The sequence below is a fragment of the Acidovorax sp. K2F genome, from assembly GCF_025246485.1.
GTDB classification, from domain to species: domain Bacteria; phylum Pseudomonadota; class Gammaproteobacteria; order Burkholderiales; family Burkholderiaceae_C; genus Acidovorax; species Acidovorax delafieldii.
This window is the reverse complement of record NZ_JAOBSQ010000059.1, coordinates 1-20921: the sequence shown is the minus strand read 5'-3', so window position 1 is coordinate 20921 and position 20921 is coordinate 1. Positions and strand designations below refer to the sequence as shown.

At 66.3% G+C, this 20921-nt stretch carries 19 protein-coding genes; 12 read left to right on the top strand and 7 right to left on the bottom strand.

From position 1 onward, the window contains the following. Window positions 1–94: 94 nt before the first annotated feature. Complete coding sequence (gene pyk, locus N4G42_RS22875; RefSeq protein WP_056743254.1) at window positions 95–1531, top strand: pyruvate kinase; 1437 nt, start codon at window positions 95–97, stop codon at window positions 1529–1531. Window positions 1532–1604: 73 nt separating this feature from the next. On the opposite strand, the gene N4G42_RS22870 is transcribed toward pyk, so the two are convergent. Both N4G42_RS22870 and N4G42_RS22865 read right to left on the bottom strand, forming a co-directional pair. Then, entirely contained in the window at window positions 1605–2168 is a 564-nt protein-coding gene (locus N4G42_RS22870) for a phosphatase PAP2 family protein (protein WP_146870678.1), read from the bottom strand. Continuing rightward, window positions 2161–2913, bottom strand: coding sequence for a phosphatase PAP2 family protein (locus tag N4G42_RS22865; protein WP_260668837.1), 753 nt, complete (start codon window positions 2911–2913; stop codon window positions 2161–2163). The genes N4G42_RS22870 and N4G42_RS22865 overlap by 8 nt, the downstream gene beginning before the upstream one ends. 92 nt (window positions 2914–3005) lie before the next feature. Here N4G42_RS22865 and N4G42_RS22860 point away from each other — a divergent pair, with 92 nt between their 5' ends. The 8 genes from N4G42_RS22860 (at window position 3006) to N4G42_RS22825 (ending at window position 13052) form a co-directional block, all read left to right on the top strand. Continuing rightward, window positions 3006–3710, top strand: coding sequence for a response regulator transcription factor (locus N4G42_RS22860; protein WP_260668836.1), 705 nt, complete (start codon window positions 3006–3008; stop codon window positions 3708–3710). After that, window positions 3707–5098, top strand: a complete 1392-nt coding sequence (locus N4G42_RS22855) for a histidine kinase dimerization/phospho-acceptor domain-containing protein (RefSeq protein ID WP_260668835.1) — start codon at window positions 3707–3709, stop codon at window positions 5096–5098. The genes N4G42_RS22860 and N4G42_RS22855 overlap by 4 nt, the downstream gene beginning before the upstream one ends. Before the next feature lie 91 nt (window positions 5099–5189). Beyond that, a complete protein-coding gene (fba, locus tag N4G42_RS22850) occupies window positions 5190–6254 on the top strand; it encodes a class II fructose-bisphosphate aldolase (RefSeq protein WP_099731867.1) in 1065 nt (354 codons plus the stop codon). Between the two features lie 317 nt (window positions 6255–6571). Next, window positions 6572–7297 (top strand): hypothetical protein, encoded by a 726-nt coding sequence (locus N4G42_RS22845; protein WP_260668834.1) that lies wholly within the window; start codon window positions 6572–6574, stop codon window positions 7295–7297. Between the two features lie 63 nt (window positions 7298–7360). Continuing rightward, window positions 7361–8959, top strand: a complete 1599-nt coding sequence (locus tag N4G42_RS22840; protein ID WP_260668833.1) for a Re/Si-specific NAD(P)(+) transhydrogenase subunit alpha — start codon at window positions 7361–7363, stop codon at window positions 8957–8959. Between the two features lie 35 nt (window positions 8960–8994). Further along, window positions 8995–10407, top strand: coding sequence for a Re/Si-specific NAD(P)(+) transhydrogenase subunit beta (pntB, locus tag N4G42_RS22835; RefSeq protein WP_260668832.1), 1413 nt, complete (start codon window positions 8995–8997; stop codon window positions 10405–10407). Window positions 10408–10501: 94 nt separating this feature from the next. Further along, a complete protein-coding gene (locus N4G42_RS22830; protein WP_056068036.1) occupies window positions 10502–12181 on the top strand; it encodes a long-chain-fatty-acid--CoA ligase in 1680 nt (559 codons plus the stop codon). Between the two features lie 118 nt (window positions 12182–12299). Then, window positions 12300–13052: a 5'-methylthioadenosine/adenosylhomocysteine nucleosidase gene (locus N4G42_RS22825; protein WP_260668831.1), complete on the top strand. Its 753-nt coding sequence runs from the start codon at window positions 12300–12302 to the stop codon at window positions 13050–13052. 205 nt (window positions 13053–13257) lie between these two features. Here N4G42_RS22825 and corA read toward each other — a convergent pair whose 3' ends face one another. From corA to N4G42_RS22800, 5 genes are all read right to left on the bottom strand, one after another. Next, entirely contained in the window at window positions 13258–14244 is a 987-nt protein-coding gene (gene corA / locus N4G42_RS22820; protein ID WP_015016148.1) for a magnesium/cobalt transporter CorA, read from the bottom strand. Between the two features lie 222 nt (window positions 14245–14466). Next, window positions 14467–15255 (bottom strand): uracil-DNA glycosylase family protein, encoded by a 789-nt coding sequence (locus N4G42_RS22815; protein ID WP_260668830.1) that lies wholly within the window; start codon window positions 15253–15255, stop codon window positions 14467–14469. A 54-nt stretch (window positions 15256–15309) separates the two neighbouring features. After that, a complete protein-coding gene (gene rimI / locus N4G42_RS22810) occupies window positions 15310–15810 on the bottom strand; it encodes a ribosomal protein S18-alanine N-acetyltransferase (RefSeq protein WP_056068154.1) in 501 nt (166 codons plus the stop codon). Window positions 15811–15832: 22 nt separating this feature from the next. After that, on the bottom strand, window positions 15833–16546 hold the full coding sequence (tsaB, locus tag N4G42_RS22805; RefSeq protein ID WP_260668829.1) for a tRNA (adenosine(37)-N6)-threonylcarbamoyltransferase complex dimerization subunit type 1 TsaB: 714 nt from the start codon (window positions 16544–16546) through the stop codon (window positions 15833–15835). A gap of 46 nt (window positions 16547–16592) precedes the next feature. Further along, window positions 16593–17573, bottom strand: a complete 981-nt coding sequence (locus N4G42_RS22800) for a DMT family transporter (RefSeq protein WP_099731874.1) — start codon at window positions 17571–17573, stop codon at window positions 16593–16595. A gap of 78 nt (window positions 17574–17651) precedes the next feature. Here N4G42_RS22800 and dacB point away from each other — a divergent pair, with 78 nt between their 5' ends. From dacB to N4G42_RS22785, 3 genes are all read left to right on the top strand, one after another. Further along, window positions 17652–19127: a D-alanyl-D-alanine carboxypeptidase/D-alanyl-D-alanine-endopeptidase gene (gene dacB, locus N4G42_RS22795; RefSeq protein ID WP_260668828.1), complete on the top strand. Its 1476-nt coding sequence runs from the start codon at window positions 17652–17654 to the stop codon at window positions 19125–19127. A gap of 31 nt (window positions 19128–19158) precedes the next feature. Next, window positions 19159–19428 carry a SemiSWEET transporter gene (locus tag N4G42_RS22790; RefSeq protein ID WP_056068048.1) on the top strand — a complete coding sequence of 90 codons (270 nt, stop codon included), beginning with the start codon at window positions 19159–19161 and terminating at the stop codon, window positions 19426–19428. A gap of 133 nt (window positions 19429–19561) precedes the next feature. Next, a complete protein-coding gene (locus N4G42_RS22785) occupies window positions 19562–20860 on the top strand; it encodes a lipase family protein (RefSeq protein ID WP_056068049.1) in 1299 nt (432 codons plus the stop codon). Window positions 20861–20921: the final 61 nt, after the last annotated feature.

The following is a 20921-nucleotide window of genomic DNA, read 5'->3' as shown; positions in this document are numbered from 1 at the left end:
GTGCCGCTGCACGGGGTAACTCGCATGTAACCGCTTCGTGTGAGAATTGAAACTCGATTACATCCCCAACGACCGAGAGAAAAGAGACATGTCCATGCCTACCCGCCGCGCCACCAAGATTGTTGCCACCCTGGGTCCTGCATCGAGCGACCCGGCGCTGCTGGAGGCGATGATCCGAGCAGGGGTGAACGTGGTGCGGCTGAACTTCAGCCACGGCAAGGCGCAGGACCACATCGATCGCGCCGCCACCGTGCGTGCCGCCGCCCAGCGCGCAGGCCGCGAGGTGGCCATCATGGCCGACCTGCAGGGACCCAAGATCCGCGTGGGCAAGTTTGCCGAAGGCAAGGTCCAGCTGGAATCGGGTGCCAAATTCGTGCTCGACGCCTCGCGCACCGAGCTGGGCGATATCGAAGGCGTGGGGCTGGACTACAAGGAGCTGCCGCGTGACGTGAAAGCAGGTGACCTGCTGCTGCTCAACGATGGCCTGATCGTGCTCACCGTGGATGCGGTGCGGGGCGAAGAAGTACACACCACCGTCAAGGTGGGCGGCGAGCTGTCGAACAACAAGGGCATCAACAAGAAGGGCGGCGGCCTTACGGCACCGGCCTTGACGGCCAAGGACATGGAAGACATCCGCACGGCCATGAGCTTTCAGGCCGACTATGTAGCGGTGAGCTTTCCCAAGAACGCGACCGACATGGAAATGGCGCGCCAGCTGTGCAATGTGGCCGCGTCCGAGTACCGCCACAAGCCCGGCCTGATCGCCAAGATCGAGCGGGCCGAGGCCATCCCGCACCTCGAAGCCATCCTGCGCGTGAGCGACGGCATCATGGTGGCGCGCGGCGACCTGGCGGTGGAAGTGGGCAACGCGGCCGTGCCCGCGCTGCAAAAGAAGATGATCCGCATGGCGCGCGAGCTGGACAAGGTCGTGATCACCGCCACGCAGATGATGGAAAGCATGATCACCAACCCCGTGCCCACGCGCGCCGAGGTGAGTGACGTGGCCAACGCCGTGCTGGATGGCACCGACGCCGTGATGCTGAGTGCCGAAACGGCCGCAGGCCGCTACCCGCTCGAGACCGTGGAAGAGATGGCCACCATCTGCGCCGCGGCCGAGGCGGCGGAAGACCACCAGCTCGATGCCGACTTCACCGGCCAGACCTTTGGCCGCATCGACCAGTCCATTGCCATGGGCGCGTTGTTTACCGCCCACCACCTGGGCGCCAAGGCCATCGTCGCCATGACCGACAGTGGCGCGACGGCACTGTGGATGAGCCGGCACAGCATCCGCATTCCCATCTATGCGCTCACCCCCAAGGTGGCCACGCAACGCAAGATGGCCATGTACCGCAACGTGCGCCCTTTGCTGATGGACACCAGTGCCGACCGCGACACCGCGCTGGATCAGGCCGAGCGCCACCTCAAGAGCCGCAACATCGTGCAAAAGGGGGATGTGTACGCCATCACCTGTGGTGAGCCCATGGGCGCACCCGGCGGCACGAACATGCTGAAGATCTGCGTGGCCAGCTGACCGATCGAGGGGTTGCACCCTCACCGCTGCGGGGCAGCGTCCCGGGCAGGAGTCCGGCGGCGCTGGGCGGCGGTCAGTGCGCGTTGCCTTGTGGCGACTTGTGCTCCAGGGCTGCTTGCCAGCGCGGTGCGCGCGCGGCCAGTGCGTGGATGGCCGCCGCTGCCAGCCCCCCGGTGACCAGGCCCGCCAGCACATCAGACGGGAAGTGCACTCCCAGGCAGACGCGGCTCCAGACCATGGCGGCTGTGACCGCCGCGGCCAGCCAGGTCAGCCCGCGAACCGGCCGCAGGGCGAGACTGGCCGCCAGCGCGGCGGCGCCTGCCACATGCATGCTGGGAAAGCCTGCGCGCGCTGCGTGCTCGATCCACTGGACGCCAATGCCCAGCTGCGCAGGCCGCGGCGCCGGCACCGCCAGTCGCAACAGCTGTACTCCTACCCACGCCAGGGCCATGGACGCGAGCGCCAGCACCAGGGCGCGCCGCTGCGCTGCGTTGCCCAGCACAAAGCTGCCGAGCAGCAGGCCGCCCATGGCGGTGGGTAGTTGCTGTGACACCCACCGTGCCACCGCCACCACGGCAGGCAAGGTCGCGGCGTCGGCATTGAGGGCCTGAAACAGGGCCAGATCGAGTTCAAGCATGGGAGCTGTCCGGTGGCGTGGTGGTGGTGGCGAAATGCGGGAAGCGTGGACGCAGAGCCGTGGCCGCCAGGTCGCAAAGCCAGCCGGTGACCCAGCACAGCCAGCCCGTCCACAGTGTGTGGCTCATGAAATGGGCGCCCCGTACCTGCTGGGCCGCACCCAACACGAATCCCGCCAGCAACGCACCCGCCAACCACCAGCGTGCGGCCGACGGTAGCTTGTGGCGCAATGCGAAGTAGCCTCCCAAAAAGGCGAATCCCGCCGACGCATGGCCCGCCGGAAAACAGCGACCGCTACCGCCATCGAGCACACCCAGCGCCCAGTGCGACACATGGCGCGCCACGCCGCCAAATTGTGCGAGGTCCCACGGGCAACTGGTGGCGCTGAGGTTCTTGGTGATGCTGACCACGGCCAGCGAGAGCAGGGCGCTCACGGCCATCTGCAGGCGCTCGCTGGCGTCCAGCTTGCGCAGAAAGCCGCGCGGCCACCACACGCTCAGCGCCAGCAGGAGCACCAGCAGCCAGCCCAGACGGCGGGCGCCTTCATGCAGCACCTGCACAAAAAACCACTGGTCCCGCATCGGAAACCCGTTGGACGATCCAAACACCTGCGCAAACGCCAGGTCCTGCCCTGCGGCATCCCAGGCCACCACACAGGCCAGAGCGCCCAGGGTCCAGAAAAGCAGCGTGTGGCGGTGAGAGGGGGCGTGGGGTGTGATGGACGGCGTGACGGGCGAAGGCTGCATGTGCCGGAAGATAGGCGGGCGTACTTAACGCCGTCTTAAAGCCGGTGCCGCCCTTGTCCCGCCCCTGTCCGATGGGCTGCGACAATGCCTGCATGCGAATACTCGTGGTCGAAGACGATGCGGGCATAGCCAGTGGCCTGCGCAGCAATCTGCAGCAACGCGGCTATGCGGTGGATGTCAGTGACGGCGTCGCCAGTGCCTGGAGTGCCCTGCGCGCCGAGCGTTTTGACGCTGTGCTGCTGGACCTGGGGTTGGTGGACGGTGACGGTAGCGAACTGCTACGGCGTCTGCGCCTGAGCCCGCACGCCACCGGGGCTGCATCGGCAGCTCTGCCGGACCCCGCTACGCCGGTCCTCATCGTCACGGCGCGTGACCAGGTGCACCAGCGCATCGCGGGGCTGGACCAGGGCGCCGATGACTACCTGACCAAGCCCTTTGATGTGGATGAATTGGACGCGCGTTTGCGGGCGCTGCTGCGGCGCGCGGCGGGACGGACGTCGCCCACCATCCGTCTGGGCGATATCGAGCTGGATCCAGCGACCCGCACGGTGCGCCAGCAAGGCAAACCCGTGGAAATGTCTCCGCGCGAGTTTTCCGTGTTGTTGGTGCTGCTGGAGGCGCGGGGTCGGGTGCTGTCGCGCCAGCAGATCGAGGAACGCCTGTACAGCTGGGATGCCGCTGTGGAGAGCAATGCGGTCGAGGTCCACATCCACCACCTGCGCCGCAAGCTGGGCAGTGCCTGTATCCAGACCATGCGCGGGGTGGGTTACTTCATGCCGCAGGAGAAACCGGCGTGAACGCACCCACCGCTCCTCGCCCGGCGCCAGCGCGTCGCCCATCGCTGACCCGGCAACTGTTGCTATGGTCGCTGGGGGCACTGGCCATTGTCTGGGGCAGCTTCGTCTTCATTGGCTACCAGACCGGTGTGCATGAGGCCGACGAGCTGACCGACGGGCACCTGGCCAGCGTGGCCGCGCTGCTGCTCAACCTGCGTGCCACCGAGGCGATGCAAGGCCCACAGCGGACCGAGCGCACCCCCACGCCATGGCTCAAATCGCACGATTACCAGCAGACCATCAGCGTGGTGCAGTGGGATGCGCAGGGGCGGGTGCTCTCCCTCACGGGTTCGGTGTCCGAGCCGCCTTTCAGCGATGCCGAGGGGTTTGCCGACCTCACGCTGGGCCCGGACAAGGTGGCCTGGCGCAGCTTCTCGCAATGGGATGCGGAGCGCACCCGCAAGATCATGGTGATGCTGGAGCTGCGCGAGCGGGACGAGCTGGCGGATGACATTGCCGGACAGCTCATCGAGCCTGGTCTGTGGTTGCTGCCTGTGGTGTCTCTGGCTCTGGGGCTCGCGCTGTGGCGCGGCTTGCGGCCTTTGTACGCGCTGTCGGCCGACGTGGCAGCGCTGGATCCGACCAGTACCCAGCGGCTGGCATCGCGCCATGCCTGGAGCGAGTTCGAGTCGGTCGTGGCATCGATCAATACCTTGCTGGACCGCCAGCAGGTCGCCATGGTGCGCGAGCGCCGCCTGGCCAATGAGGTGGCCCATGAATTGCGCACCCCGCTGTCCTCCATCGCGCTGCAGGCCAGCGCCCTGGCGGGGGAGCTGACGGAAGAGGCCCGTGCTCAGTCGCTGGCGCGCATCGGCCAGGATGCTCTGCGTGCGGGTCACGTTCTCAACCAGCTGCTGGCCCTGGCCCGCGCCAGCCGGGCCGAGCTGCACGAAGCCAAGGCGCCCGTGGACCTGAGCGCACTGGCGCGGTCGGTGTGCGCCGACTATGCCCAGGCGGCGTGGAAACGCGGCGACGACCTGGCCCTGTCGGCTCCGCCCGCGCTCACCGTGCCCGGCCATGCCGTGTTGCTGGACATCGCGGTGCGCAATCTGGTGGAAAACGCGCTCAAGCACACGCCCGAAGGCACCCGGATCGCCGTCCAGCTGCGCATGGCGGACGCTGGTGGCGTGTGGCTGCAGGTGTGTGATGACGGGGCGCGCCCGCAGGCCGGCGGCGCACCGGGCCGTGCGGCGGCGGTGCCGGTGGACAGCCTGCATCTGGGGCACGAAATCCTGCGCCGCGTGGCGGACATCCATGGGGGGCACTTTGGCGCAGCCCCTGCACCGGCGCCCTTTACCACCTGCTACCGGTTGGATTTGCCATCGCCCTCCGTGTCGGCCCCCGGTTAAAATTGCGAGTTACCAAGCGGTTACCACCGCATTGCCGGGCGCTATAGCGCCTCGCCCCCTCCTTCATCAACCCACCACGGACCCCACGACCATGCCCCTCGTTTCGATGCGCGAACTGCTCGACCATGCCGCTGCCAACAGCTATGGCATCCCTGCCTTCAACGTCAACAACCTGGAGCAGGTGCAGGCCGTGATGGCTGCTGCGGACGAAGTGGGCGCTCCCGTCATCCTGCAGGCCAGCGCTGGCGCACGCAAGTACGCGGGCGAGCCCTTCATCAAGCACCTGATCCAGGCGGCGGTCGAGGCCTTCCCCCACATCCCGCTGGTGATGCACCAGGACCACGGCACCTCGCCCAAGATTTGCCAGGGTGCCATCGACCTGGGCTTTGGCTCGGTGATGATGGACGGCTCGCTGATGGAAGACGGCAAGACCCCTTCGTCCTTCGACTACAACGTTGAAGTGACGCGCAAGGTGGTGGACATGGCGCACAAGGTGGGCGTTACGGTCGAAGGCGAACTGGGCTGCCTGGGCAACCTCGAAACCGGGGACGCGGGCGAAGAAGACGGCATTGGTGCCGTCGGCAAGCTCGACCACAGCCAGATGCTGACCGATCCCGAAGAAGCCGCCGTGTTTGTGAAGGCCACCCAGCTGGACGCCCTGGCCATCGCCATCGGCACCAGCCATGGCGCCTACAAGTTCAGCCGCAAGCCCACGGGCGACATCCTGGCCATCAGCCGCGTGAAGGAAATCCACCAGCGCATCCCCAACACCCACTTGGTGATGCATGGCTCCTCGTCGGTGCCTGCCGAGTTGCTGGCCATCATCAACCAGTACGGCGGCAAGATGAAGGAAACGTACGGCGTGCCCGTCGAGGAAATCCAGGAAGCCATCAAGCACGGCGTGCGCAAGATCAACATCGACACCGACATCCGTCTGGCGATGACGGGCGCGGTGCGCAAGTTCCTGTTTGAAAACCCCGACAAGTTCGACGCCCGCGAATGGCTCAAGCCCGCCCGCGAAGCGGCCAAGCAGGTGTGCAAGCAGCGTTACCTGGAGTTCGGCTGCGAAGGCCAGGGCAGCAAGATCAAGGGCCTGAGCCTGCAGGCCGTGGCCGCCCAGTACGCCTCGGGTGCGCTGGCCCAAGTGGTGAACTGATCGTTGGCACCAGGCCCTGCGGGGCCGCTGCCCAGCCTGGCTGCTTTGTGCTGCCAGGCTTTTTTTTTACCTGTTTGCGGGGGGAGACTGGGGAGTTCCCTCTACTGCAGACAAAGGCGACAGCGACAAGATTTTCTTCATGTAAGCTCGTGGTCAGCTTGCCCACCGGCAGCGCCGCGAGAAGTGTCCGATACCAGGGCGCTTTCAACACATTTTCACCAGCTACACCGCGCTGGTTGTTGCATGGCAGAAGCCGTCGAGGGACGGACTTGGGTGCCGTGGGATGATTGAAGGCGAATTCGTATGAACCTTTCTCTATGACTCTGACCATTTCAAAGTTCCGGCGGCTGTTGCCTGTGTTGGCTGTGACGGTGTTCACGGTGGCGTGCGCGCCCCTGACCGTTCCTCCCAAGTCCGAATATCCAGTCGGGCGTGCCCGCCTTGTACTGCCGCCGGGGGCCTGGCAGGACCTGGGTACCTCCGAGGAAGCCATTGCAGGCTCCGGAGGACGTATTGCGCTCCAGACCCGCGATGTGGGCTTGCGGAATGCGCAGGGAGACTGGCTGGCCGTGTTGCGCGTGCAGACCAACCGCGCAGGAGACCTGAGTGGTTCTCCGCAGGGCATCGGTTATTGCCCCACCCAGCAGGACGTCACCGTGGAGGATGGCGCTGCAGGCAGCCCCGTGCGCGCAGACTGTCTGCGCCTCAAGCGGTGGGGAAGCAGTTCCCAGTGGCTGGACAAGAACCGGCCGGACCTTGTCGAGTGGCTCAGCACCCGCCAGATCACTCTGACCCAGCCCTATACCTATCTGAGCTATCGCTACGTGACGGAGGCGGGTGCCTGGGTGAAGGTCGATGCCTTGGTGGACCAGCGGCTGTTGCGTCCGGCTACGCGCAATAACGAGGAGTTCCTTGTGGCGGGAAGACCCGCGCTGCAATGGGGGCGTGACCTGGCCCAGGCCGTGCGCCTGAGCTCCGGCATGGTGGACGGCCATCTGGCCATTCCGCCCTTCCCGTTCCCTGCGCCCACATCCAAACCCTAGCGCGCCAGTCCTCCCCTGCCTGGCGGCCTTGCATAACGATTACGAAACTCGAGGAGACCTCTGATGCAGACAAGCCCCGTCCCGCAGCCGCAGCGTATCGGCGTGCCAAGGGAAACCTTTCCCGGTGAAAAGCGCGTGGCCACCGTGCCCGATGTGGTGGAGAAGCTGATCAAGCTGGGCTTCACTGTCACGGTGGAGTCTGGGGCTGGGGATGGCGCCAACTTCAGTGACGACGCCTACCGCGCTGCGGGCGCCGAGATCGTGGGCGACGCTGCCTCGCTGTGGGCTGCATCCGATATCGTCTTCAAGGTCCGCCCGCCCAGCAGCGATGAAGTGGCGCTGATGCGCGAGGGCACGACGCTCATCGACTTCATCTGGCCCGCCCAGAATCCCGAACTGATGCAGCAGCTGGCGGCCCGCAAGGCGACGGTGCTGGCCATCGACTGCCTGCCGCGCACGCTCTCGCGCGCCCAGAAGATGGACGCGCTCACTTCCACCGCAGGCGTCAGTGGCTACCGCGCCGTCATCGAGGCGGCCAATGCCTTCGGCCGCTTCTTCAACGGCCAGATCACGGCCGCAGGCAAAGTGCCGCCCGCCAAGGTGTTCATTGCAGGCGCTGGTGTGGCCGGCCTTGCCGCCATTGGCACCGCAGCTAACCTGGGCGCCATCGTGCGCGCCAATGACACCCGTGCCGAGGTGGCCGACCAGGTCAAGTCGCTGGGCGGCGAGTTCGTCAAGGTGGACTACGAGGAAGAAGGCTCGGGCGGCGGCGGCTATGCCAAGGTCATGAGCGAGGGCTTTCAGGCTGCGCAGCGCAAGATGTACGCCGAGCAGGCCAAGGACGCCGACATCATCATCACCACCGCGCTGATCCCGGGCAAGCCCGCGCCCAAGCTCATCACCGCCGAGATGGTGCAGAGCATGAAGCCCGGCAGTGTGATCGTGGACATGGCGGCCGAGCAGGGCGGCAACTGCGAGCTGACCGTGCCCGGCCAGGCCGTGGTGCGCCATGGTGTGACCATCGTCGGCTACACCGACCTGGCCTCGCGCCTGGCCAAGCAGTCGTCCACGCTGTACGCCACCAACCTGTTGCGCCTGACGGAAGAGCTGTGCAAGGCCAAGGACGGCGTGGCCGTGGTCAACATGGAGGACGACGCGATCCGCGGCCTCACTGTGGTCAAGGAAGGCTCGATCACCTGGCCTGCGCCGCCGCTCAAGCAGGCGCCGGCACCCGCGCCCAAGGCGGCAGCCCCGGTGGCCGAGAAGAAATCGAGCCACGGCACAGGCGCACCCATGTCCGCCAAGACGCTGACCATCGTTTTTGCCGTGCTGGCTGTGCTGTTCTGGGCCATCGGTGCCTACGCGCCCGTGGCCTTCCTGGGGCACTTCACGGTGTTCGTGCTGGCCTGCTTCATCGGCTACATGGTGGTGTGGAACGTCACACCCGCACTGCACACGCCGCTGATGAGCGTGACCAACGCGATCTCCAGCATCATCGCCATCGGTGCGCTGGTGCAGATTGCACCGCCGGATGCGGGCATCAACGGGCGCCCGGATGGACTCATCCTCTGGCTGGCCTTTGCCGCGCTGGTGCTCACGGCCATCAACATGTTCGGCGGCTTTGCGGTCACGCGCCGCATGCTCGCCATGTTCCGCAAGTAATCCGATAACGACAAGAACAACGAGGAGCACAGAACATGTCCCAAAGTCTCGCCACCGTTGCCTATCTGGGTGCGGCCATTTTGTTTATCCTGAGCCTGGGCGGGCTCTCCAACCCTGAAACCTCGCGCCGCGGCAACCTGTTTGGCATGGTCGGCATGGCGCTCGCCGTGCTGGCCACGGTGTTCGGCCCGCGTGTCAGTCCTGCGGGCGTGGCCTGGATCGTCGGCGCTCTGGTCATTGGCGGCGGCATTGGCCTGTATGCGGCCCGGGTCGTCAAGATGACCCAGATGCCCGAACTGGTCGCGCTCATGCACAGCCTGGTGGGCCTTGCGGCCTGCCTGGTGGGGTTTGCCAGCTATGTCGATACCTCGATTCAGCTGCAGGGTGCCGAGAAGATCATCCACGAGGTGGAGATTTATGTGGGCATCCTGATTGGTGCCGTCACGTTCAGCGGCTCGCTGGTTGCCTTTGGCAAGCTCAACGGAAAGATCGGCGGCAAGCCGCTGCTGCTGCCCGGCCGCCACTGGCTCAACCTGGCCGCGCTGCTGATCGTGATCTGGTTTGGCCGTGAGTTCCTGCGCGCCGAGACCGTCGAGCAAGGCATGGTGCCGCTCATGGTGATGACGGTGATTGCGCTGCTGTTCGGTATCCACATGGTCATGGCCATTGGTGGTGCCGACATGCCGGTGGTGGTGTCCATGCTCAACAGCTACTCGGGCTGGGCGGCGGCGGCCACGGGCTTCATGCTGTCCAACGACCTGCTCATCGTGACCGGCGCGCTCGTGGGTTCTTCGGGCGCCATCCTGTCCTACATCATGTGCAATGCGATGAACCGCAATTTCATCAGCGTGATTGCGGGGGGCTTTGGTTCGGGCGCGGGCAAGCCCGCCAAAAAGGGCGAAGCTGCCGAGCCTCAGGGCGAGGCCGTACCCGTCAGCTCCGCTGAGACGGCCGAGCTGCTGCGCGACGCCAAGAGCGTCATCATCGTGCCCGGTTACGGCATGGCCGTAGCCCAGGCGCAGCACACGGTGTACGAGATCACCAAGACCCTGCGCGAGAAGGGTGTGGATGTGCGCTTTGCCATCCACCCCGTGGCAGGCCGCATGCCCGGCCACATGAACGTGTTGCTGGCCGAGGCCAAGGTGCCCTACGACATCGTGATGGAGATGGACGAGATCAACGAGGATTTCCCCGATGCCGACGTGGCCATGGTCATTGGCGCCAACGACATCGTGAACCCCAGCGCGCTGGACGATCCGTCCAGCCCCATCGCTGGCATGCCGGTGCTCGAAGTGTGGAAGGCCAAGACCTCCATCGTGATGAAGCGCTCGATGGCCTCGGGCTATGCGGGGGTGGACAACCCCTTGTTCTACAAGGACAACAACCGCATGCTGTTTGGCGATGCCAAGAAAATGCTGGATGAGGTACTGACCGCGCTCAAGAGCTGACGGGCATAATTCCTCCACAATAAAAGCACGATCGTGCTGAAAAACATCGGCGTGCTTGCAGGACCCCCATAAAACCTACCAGGAGACAATCCCAATGACCGACCGCCCGTGGCTGGCCGCCTATCCACAAGGTGTTCCCGCAGACATCGACACCACGCAGTACAGCTCCCTTGTGGCGCTGATGGACGAGGCGTTCAAGAAGTACGCCAACCGCGTGGCCTACAGCTTCATGGGCAAGGACGTGACCTACGCCCAGACCGATTCGCTCTCCAGCGCTTTTGCTGCCTATCTGCAGGGCCTGGGGCTGGTCAAGGGCGACCGCGTGGCCATCATGATGCCCAACGTGCCCCAGTACCCGGTGACCGTGGCGGCCGTGCTGCGCGCGGGCTTTGTGGTCGTCAACGTGAACCCGCTGTACACGCCGCGCGAGCTGGAGCACCAGCTCAAGGACTCGGGCGCCAAGGCCATCGTCATCATCGAGAACTTTGCCACCACGCTGGAGCAGTGCATCGCGCACACGCCCGTCAAGCACGTGGTGCTGTGCGCCATGGGTGACCAGCTCGGTCTGCTCAAAGGGACCCTGGTCAACTACGTGGTGCGCAACGTCAAGAAGATGGTGCCCGCCTACAACCTGCCGGGTGCGGTGCGCTTCAATGACGCCGTGGCCCAGGGCACGCGCGGCACCCTCAAGAAGCCCGACATCAAGCCCGACGACATCGCGCTGCTGCAGTACACCGGCGGCACCACGGGCGTCAGCAAGGGCGCGGTGCTGCTGCACCGCAACGTGATCGCCAACGTGCTGCAGTCCGAGGCCTGGAACGAGCCCGTGATGAAGAAGGTGCCCGCAGGTGAGCAGCCCACCAGCATCTGCGCGCTGCCGCTGTACCACATCTTCGCGTTCACGGTGAACATGATGCTGAGCATGCGCACGGGCGGCAAGACCATCCTGATCCCCAACCCGCGCGACCTGCCTGCGGTGCTCAAGGAGCTGTCCAAGCACACCTTCCACAGCTTCCCGGCCGTCAACACGCTGTTCAACGGCCTGGCCAACCACCCGGACTTCAACACCGTCAACTGGAAGAACCTCAAGGTCTCGGTGGGTGGTGGCATGGCGGTGCAGGGTGCTGTGGCCAAGCTCTGGCTCGAAAAGACGGGTTGCCCCATCTGCGAAGGGTATGGCCTGTCGGAGACCAGCCCTTCGGCCAGCTGCAACCCCACCACCAGCACCGAATACACCGGCACCATCGGCGTGCCGCTGCCCAGCACCTCCATGAAGCTGCTGGACGATGAAGGCCGTGAGGTCACCACGCTGGGCGAGCCGGGCGAAATCGCCATCAAGGGCCCTCAGGTGATGGCCGGCTACTGGCAACGTCCCGATGAAACCGCCAAGGTCATGACCGAAGACGGCTACTTCAAGTCGGGCGACATCGGCGTGATGGATGCGCGCGGCTTCTTCAAGATCGTGGACCGCAAGAAGGACATGGTGCTGGTCAGCGGCTTCAACGTGTACCCCAACGAGGTCGAAGAAGTGGTGGCCAACTGCCCTGGCGTGCTCGAATGCGCCGTGGTGGGCGTGCCCGACGAAAAGACCGGCGAGGCCGTGAAGCTCGTGATCGTGAAGAAGGACCCGGCGCTCACCGAAGCGCAGGTCAAGGAGTTCTGCCGCCACGAGCTCACGGGTTACAAGCAGCCCAAGGTGATCGAGTTCCGCACCGAGCTGCCCAAGACCCCCGTGGGCAAAATCCTGCGCCGCGAACTGCGCGACAAGAAGTGACGCGGCCTGCTGGCACGTCACAATCCCCAGGCGGCTTCGGCCGCCTTTTTTGCGACCGCGCTGCCCAGGATGGCGCGGGTGTTTTGTGGCCCCATGACATGACCCCAAGGACCTTTGCATGAGCACTGCCATTCTGAGTGCGCTGCCCGAAGAACAGAGATCGCTGGTGCAACAGCTGGCGCACCCGCAGCGGCTGATGCACGCCGGCCGCGCGTTCTGGCGCGGAGAGCTGCACGACCGCCCGGTGGTGCTGGCGCTGTCGGGCATCGGCAAGGTGGCCGCTGCCACCACGGCCACGGCCTTGATTGAACATTTTGGGGTAGCGCGCATCGTCTTCACGGGCGTCGCGGGTGGTGTCGGCGATGGGGTTCACCGGGGCGATGTGGTGGTGGCGCAAGACTATGTGCAGCACGACATGGATGCCTCGCCGCTGTTCCCTCGGTGGGAGCTGCCGGGCTACGCACGCACCCGCTTGGCGTGCGATCCGGTACTGACTGCTATGCTTTTGGAAGCTGCCAACCTATGCGTCACTAGCGCAAGCGGTCTCTGGGGCTTGAAAAATATCGATGGGGGTGCCCATCGGGCGCACCAGGGCCTGGTGGCCAGCGGCGATCGTTTTGTGGCCACCGCACAAGAGTCCGAGCGCCTGTGCACCTCCCTGCGCGCGGCCGGGCACGATGTGCTGGCCGTGGAGATGGAGGGTGCCGCCGTCGCCCAGGTGTGCCATGACTACAGCCTGCCCTTTGCCGCGGTGCGCACCATCTCCGACCGCGCCGACGACGACGCACACGGCGACTTCGCCCAATTCGTGCAGACCGTGGCCAGCCGGTACGCCGAGCACATGGTGCTGTCGTTTTTAAAAAAACTATGAAATTGATAGCGGCTAAGGCATGTTGCACTAGCGCTTGCGGCAGATTTTCCCTCTAAAGAGGACTCCACCGCATCCCATTTGCCGTTCGATACGATGCGCTGCAACCGGCGCTATGTATCTACCAGCGCCACCGCGGAACCGGCTTTGCCGGGCCGCTGGAGGCGTCCCCCCTCGGGGGGATGCGCGCAGCGCCACAGGAGGGGGGCTACTTCAGCCAGCCGCGCTTGCGGAAGTACCACATGGGCCCGAGCGCGCTGGCCAGCATCAGGCCCAGCGCATACGGGTAGCCCAGCGACCAGTCCAGTTCGGGCATGAACTTGAAGTTCATGCCGTACACGCTGGCGATCAGGGTGGGTGGCAGCAAGGCGACGCTGGCCACCGAGAAGATCTTGATGATCTTGTTCTGGTTGATGTTGATGAAACCGACCGTGGCGTCCATCAAGAAGTTGATCTTGTCGAACAGGAACGCCGTGTGGTTGTCCAGCGACTCGATGTCGCGCAGGATCTGGCGGGCTTCCTCGAACTGCTCGGAGTTGAGCATCTTGGAGCGCATCATGAAGCTCACGGCGCGGCGCGTGTCCATCACGTTGCGGCGGATGCGGCCGTTCAAGTCTTCCTGGCGCGCGATGGCGGCCAGCACCTCGCCGGCGCGGGTGTCGGTCACGTCGCCCGCCAGCACCTGTTTGCTCACGGCCTCCAGCTCGTCGTAGATGTTCTCCAGCGTGTCGGCCGAGTATTCGGCGTCGGCGTCGAACAGCTTGAGCAGCACTTCCTTGGCGTCTTCAATCAGCCCGGGCGCGCGGCGCGCGCGCATGCGCAGCAGGCGGAACACGGGCACGTCTTCATCGTGGATGGAGAACAGCACGCCCCGGCTTTTCAGGTTGGTGTTGTGCTGGTTCAGGATGAAGGCCACGCGCACCGAACGGGGGTCTTCGTCGTCATCGATCAAGAAGTCGCTGCGGATGTGCAGCTCGCCGTTGTCTTCCTCGTAGAAGCGGGCGGATTCCTCGATGTCCTCGTCCATCGCATCCTCGGGGATGGACAGGCCGTAGTGCTGCTTGATCCAGCGCTTCTCTTCGAGCGTGGGGGCTTCCAGGTCCACCCAGATCGGCTGGAACTTGGTCAACTCTTCCAGGGACTCGATTTCTTCCTGGAACAGCCGGCCATTGGCGAGCGTAAAGATGTTGAGCATGGGCTCACTCCCTTGTTTTTTGGCGTCTGCGGTGTGGGGGTAGGGGTGCTTTCAACCCCACAGCAGTCAAATGCGCCGGGAGCTGAAAGCTACCAACTCGGGTAGGTTTCCAAGGAGCTGTCTCCGTAAAAATTAGGCAAGCGGCGGATTATGGCACCGGGCGATGATCTCGCCGGTCCGGCGGGGGGCATGGAAGGGGGCTGGGGCCCTGCCAACAGGCTCTCAGCCCTCGGCCTCGGCACTGCGCACCATGGCCAGCGCCCGGCACAGGTCGGCCCAGGCGGCGGCCTTGTTGTCTTGCGAGCGCAGCAAAAAGGCGGGGTCGTAGGTCACCACCGCCGGGCAACCGGCCAGCACATGCGGGCCCGCGCGCAGGCGGCCCAGGGGCTCGGTCCGGCCCAGCGCCGCGCGTGCCGCCACATGACCCAGCACCAGCACCATGGCGGGCTGCAGCTGGGCCACAGCGTCGGCCAGGCTGGCCGGGATGTCGGCGCTGGCTTCCGTGCCGGGCGCAGACCGTTCCAGCGCCGCCAGGAACACGCGCGGGTGCCGGTGCAATTGCATGGCCCGCAGCATGTTGTCGAGCAGGCGGCCCGCATCGCCACCCAGGGGCTCGGCGGGCGTCATGCTCTCGGCCACGATGAGCCAGCCCCGGCCCAACCCGGCGGGCGTTTGCGCCGGGTCGGCGGCGGGGTAGAGCGTCTGGCGTGGGTGCAGCCGCAGGGCGGGCGCGGCCGCGCCTGTGGTGGCAGGTGCAGGAGTCGGAGCCGGCGGTGCGCTGCGGCTGGTGGTGTGGGCTGGTGGCGCTTGAGGGCGCTCGGCGAGCGTAGGGGCCGGTGTCTGTGGTTGTGCGCGCGGCGGCGTCATGGCAGGTGCCGCCACGGCCGCAGGATCTGCTGAGGCGGTTGCCGGGGGCTGGGCGCTGGCCTCCTGGGCGGGGGATGGGCCCCACACGGTGACCCCCATTTCTTGCAGCATGGCGCGCTGGCGCGCATCGAGGTGGAGGCTCATACGGAAAGAAAACAGGCCATCGGTGGTTCAGCAGGTACGGGGTGCGGTGCGCGGTCAGAGCGCCAGGCTCATGACCACGGCATCTTCGCGCTGTCCGTGTGCTGCGGGGTAGTAACGCTTGCGGTCGCCCACGCGGCGGAATCCGTGGGTCTGGTAGATCTGCTGGGCGCGCAGGTTGCTCGCCCGCACCTCCAGCCACAGCCATTGTGCACCGCGCCCGCGTGACCACAAGGCCAGGGCGTCCAGCAGCACGCGGGCCCAGCCCTGGCGCTGGTATTCGGGGGTGACGGTGATGTTGAGCAGGTGCACCTCATCCACCCCCATCATGGCCACAAAGTAGCCCAGCAGATGGTCGTCCGCCATCAGGAGCTGCGTCTCGTAGCCAGACGCCATGGCGTCGGTGAAGTTGCCACGGGTCCAAGGGTGCGAATAGGCGCGCTGCTCCACGGCCAGCACGGCATCGAGCCGGGCCAGGGTCAGGGCCTCAAAGCGCGCCTCGGGGCGGTTTTGGCTGGCATCGGACGGCGATGTGGAGGAGGTAGGCAGTGCGCTCATGCTGGATTCGTTCACCCTTTTTTCAGGGCGTCACAGCCGCCTGGGCGGCGCGCAGTGCGGCGCGTTCAGCGGTGGTTTGCGCCACTTTATCGCGGATGTAGCGGGGCTGGGCGTCACCAGCGGCCACGGCATGGCCCGCTGCAATCAGCGCGGGCGCCAGGCGCAGCAGGGCCGTGGCGGTGGGCAACGCGGTGACGTGCGTGGCGGTCGGTGCCAGCCGGTCGCCATAGGCTGCGCGGGCATTGCCGGCTACCGTCCAGCCATCGGGTGGCTGCACCGACTCGGGCGCCCCCAGGCCAAAGTCTTCGTCTGCGCGCCAGCGGGCTTCGGCGGGCAACCATTCGCAGCGCGCGTGGTAGACCTCGTCCATGCGGGCATCCAGCACCGCCACCACGTGGGTACAGCCGTGTTGCTGGCGTGCTTCCTCCGCCACGGCCAGCAGGGTGTCCACGGGCAATACCGGCACGCCCTGACCGCCCTTGGCGCCAAAGGCCAGCCCCTGGGCCACGGCGCAGGCGGTGCGCAGTCCGGTGAAAGAGCCGGGGCCGCGCCCGAACACCACCGCATCCAGCATGTCGAAAGTCAGGCCCGCCTGCGCCATCAGCGCACGCACGGCGGGGATCAGCGCCGCCGAGGCCTGTGCGCCCCCCGGCCCCTGGTGCTGCCAGACCCCATCGCCATGCTGCACGGCGATGGAGAGGGTGTCGGTGCTGGTGTCAAAGGCGAGCAGATTCATGGGCAGGGTCGGAAGATCTTGGGTGGCGCGGTCGGTGAGCAGGCGCTCAGGAGGTGGCTGTGGCTGGGGTGGACGGGGCCTGGCTTTTGCGCAGCACGCCCAGGAGGATACCGGCGGTGACCAGCAGCAGGCCGGCCACCAGATTCCAGTGCATCGGCTCGTCCAGGAAAATCACCGCCCCCATGGCGGACAGACCTGGCACCAGCGCCGTGATCATGGTCGAGCGTACGGGGCCGTAGTGCTGGATCATGCGCGTGAAGCCAATGCCGGAGACCACCACGGAGCCACCGCCCTGGAACAGCATCTGGAACGCGATCTCGCTCCACGGCGCCTGGGCCAGATGGCTGGTGACCGCACCCAGCCAGACCAGCAGCGCGTAGCTGGGCAGGTACACCACGCAGGCAAACGCGGTGATGGCGATGGTGGCCTGCACCGCATCGACCGCGTGGCGCCGCGCCAGCACGCTGTAGGTGGCCCAGGACGACGCGGCCAGCATGAACAGCAGGTCGCCCTTCCAGACGTCCCCGCCCGAAAACGCCGCCAGCAGACTGCGCCCACCCACCAGCAGGTCGCCCGCCACGATCAGCGCCAGGCCTGCAGCGCGCAGCGGCGTGATGTGGTCGCGCAGCAACCAGGCGGCCAGCAGCGCCGTCCACAGCGGCAAGCTGCCCGGCATGAGCACCGCCGCATGGGTGGCCGGTGCATGGAAGAACCCTGAATAGGCCAGCAGTGCGTACAGCAGCCCGCCAAAGCTGCCCAGCAGCGCCGTGGTGCGCAAGGGCAAGGGGGAGATGCCCGCCAGGCTGGACGGCGGTGCCGAGGCCCCCAATGCCGTCTGGCGCCGTCGCACCATCCACCAGCCCCAGGGCAGCAGCACCAGGCTGGCGCCCACGATGCGCAGCAGTGCGATGTCGAACGGGGTGAGCGTGCGCTGGGCCGAGGCGCGGGCGATGATGATGAAGCCCGTCCAGATGGTGACGGTGACCACGGCCGCCAGCAGGCCGATGGTGCGGGGAGAAAAACGCATCGCGCGATTATCGGCGCCCGCCGCATGCCGTGCTGGCGCGGGGCCTGGTGCGGGTGCGCGGGCGCTAGACTCCCCGCCATGTTGTCTGTTTCTGCTCTTTGGCGCCGCCGTGTGCTGCGTGGTGTGGTGGGTTGTGGGGCTGCGTGGCTAGTGGCTGCAGGCGGGGCGGGCCTGGCGGGGGCGCAGACGGGCGGGCCGCCTGCTGGCTCGCTGCCGCCCGAGGTGGAGGCCACCCTGGCGCGCGCCAAGCTGCCGCGCGAGTCCCTGTCAGTGGTGGTGGTGGACGCGCAAGCTGCCGGCAAGGCCAGCCCGCGCCTTGCACACCGTGCCCAGGTGCCTGTGAACCCCGCGTCGGTGATGAAACTGGTGACCACCTATGCGGCGCTGGAGCAGCTGGGCCCTGCCTATGTATGGAACACGCCGGTGTATGTGCAAGGCACGGTGCAGGACGGCAGCCTGCGGGGCAATGTCTACATCCAGGGCCAGGGCGACCCCAAGCTGGTCATGGAGCGGTTGTGGCTGCTGATGCGGCGGCTGCAGGGCCAGGGCATCCAGGTCATCGTGGGCGATATCGTGCTGGACCGCACGGCGTTCGACGTGCAGGACCAGGACCCGGCACGGTTTGATGGCGAGCCGCTGCGGCCCTACAACGCCTCACCCGACGCCCTGCTGCTCAATTACAAATCGTCGGTGATGACCTTTGTGCCCGATGCGGCCGCCGGTCTGGCGCGCATCCAGTACGACCCGCCTCTGGCTGGAGTGCAGCGCCAGCCCACCGTGGCGCTGGCGGCGCCGGGCGCCGACTGTGGCGACTGGCGCACAGCGTTGCGAGCGGAGCTGTCGGACCCCTCCAAGGTGTCTTTCCAGGGCGTGTACCCCGCTGCGTGTGGCGAGCGGGTGTGGCCGGTGGCGGCGGCCGACCCGCGTGGCTTTGCGGCGCGGGCGGTAGAGGGCATGTGGCGCGATCTGGGCGGCAAGCTCACGGGCAGCGTGCGCGACGGCAAGGTGCCCCCGGGCCTCAAGCCCGCGTTTGTGGTCCCGTCCCCTGCACTGGCCGAGGTAGTGCGCGACTTGAACAAGTACAGCAACAACGTGATGGCGCAGCAGGTCTTTCTGACCCTGGCGCTGCAAAAAAATGGCGTGGCCACATTCGACGGCGCCCGCGAGGTGCTGCGCCAGTGGTGGCAGGCCCGCATGGGCGATGCCGACCTGCCGCAGGTGGACAACGGCGCCGGGCTCAGCCGCGACGCACGCCTGACCGCACAGGCACTGGCCCGCATGCTGCAGGTGGCCTGGGTATCGCCCGTGATGCCCGAGCTGGTGGCGTCGCTGCCGATCACGGGGGTGGACGGCACGCTGCGCCGCAGCCAGAGCCGCGCTGGCACCGCCCACCTCAAGACGGGCAGCCTGCGCGACGTGATGGCTGTGGCAGGCTATGTGCATGCCGCCAGCGGGCGCCGCTATGTGCTGGTGGCGGTGGTCAACCACGCCAATGCAGGGGCAGCGCGGCCCGTGCTCGACAGCCTCATCGACTGGACGGCGCGTGAGCAGTGAATAATCGCTGCTGCCCTGCGTTTTCCCCACCATGCAACTCCATGAACTGATCGGCTACGTGGCCGCCTGCCTGACCACCTGCAGCTTTGTGCCGCAGGCCCTGCACACCTTTCGCACGCGGGACGTGAGCGGTATCTCGTTGGGCATGTACAGCGTCTTTACCGTGGGGGTCGCGCTGTGGCTGGCCTACGGCCTGGCGCTGGCGGCCTGGCCCATCGTGGTGGCCAATGCCATCACCCTGGCCCTCGCGGGCACCATCCTGGGCATGAAGGTTTTGTACGGCGTGCGACGTCCCGACTGACTGGTCTAACAGGCCTGCGCGCGCTGTCGCCTAGGTGTCTGGCGGCGCCCGTCCTCCCGCGTTATCCCCTATGGATGCTGCAGCGCAGGTGCGCGCACGATGCGTCGTTCTTCACTGACCGAGGTATCCATCCATGACCTATTTCCGCCTTACCTGTGTGGCCGCTGCAGCGGTCCTGCTTGTCGCCTGCGGTGGCTCTGACGACCCGGCGCGCGGCGCACTGATCGACCCCCCCGCCACGCTCACGACGCTCACCGTAGCGCAGATCGACGCGGCCACGGCCAGCAGCGGCCTGCAGGCGATCAGTGGCAAGGCCAAGTGCGATGTGAAGGTGGTGTCGCTGAACTATGCGACCGTGGGTGCCAAGAGCGGCGAAAACACCAACGCCTCGGGCGTGATGCTGGTGCCAGCCGGCAGCTGCACCACCGCAGCCCCGCTGGTGGCCTATGCCAAGGGCACCGATGTGCAAAAGCCCCGCACCCTGGCCAACCCGCAGGACAGCGAAACCTTCCTGCTGGCGGCCATGTACGCCGCGCAGGGCTATGCCGTGGTAGCCACCGACTACCTGGGCTTTGCCAAGTCGGGCTACAGCTATCACCCCTACCTGCATGCCGACTCGGAAGCCACCTCGGTCATCGACTCGGTGCGTGCTGCACGCAATGCGGCAGGCACGGTGGGGGCCACGCTGTCTGGCAAGGTGATGTTCACCGGGTACTCGCAGGGCGGCCACTCGTCCATGGCAGCGCAGCGCGCAGCCGAGCGGGACTACGGCAACGAATTCAATGTGGTCGCAGGCGCGCACCTGGCAGGCCCCTACAACCTGTCGGGCTCGCTGCGCATTCCGGACGCGATCGCGGGCGTGCAGTTCTTTGTGCCCTACCTCGTCACGGCCTGGCAGAAGGTCTATGGCAACGTCTATACCGACGTGAAGGATGTGTTCAAGGCGCCGTACTCCGGCTACATCGAGAACCTGCTGCCCAACCCCACGCTCAACTACACCACCCTGGTGACCACGGGCACGCTGCCCTCGGGCACACCCAACCAGGCGCGTGACGCGCTGTTCCAGTCGGCGTTCATCACCGGCTCCCAGACCAGCACCACCCACCCGCTGTACCTGGCCGCCAAAAAGAATGACCTGCTCGGCTGGACCCCCAAGGCGCGTGTGATGCTGTGTGGCGGTGCTGGCGACCCCACCGTGCCGCCGGCCGTTCACATGGTCGTCATGAAAGCCGACTTTGACAGCCGGGGTGTGACGAACGTCAACACAGTCGATGTGGACGCTGCCATCCAGGCCACCTACGGCCCTGGCGGCAAGGCGCCCACCGACCCTAACTCGGCAGCCTTTGCCACCTACTACGGCAGCTACCACGGCACCTACGAGCCGCCGTTCTGCCATGCGCAGGCCAAGGCCGTGTTCGACACCGTCAAATGACAGCCGTGATGCCTGCGTGAAGCCCCAAAGGGTTCGCAGGCTTTTAGAACCCCACCCCTAA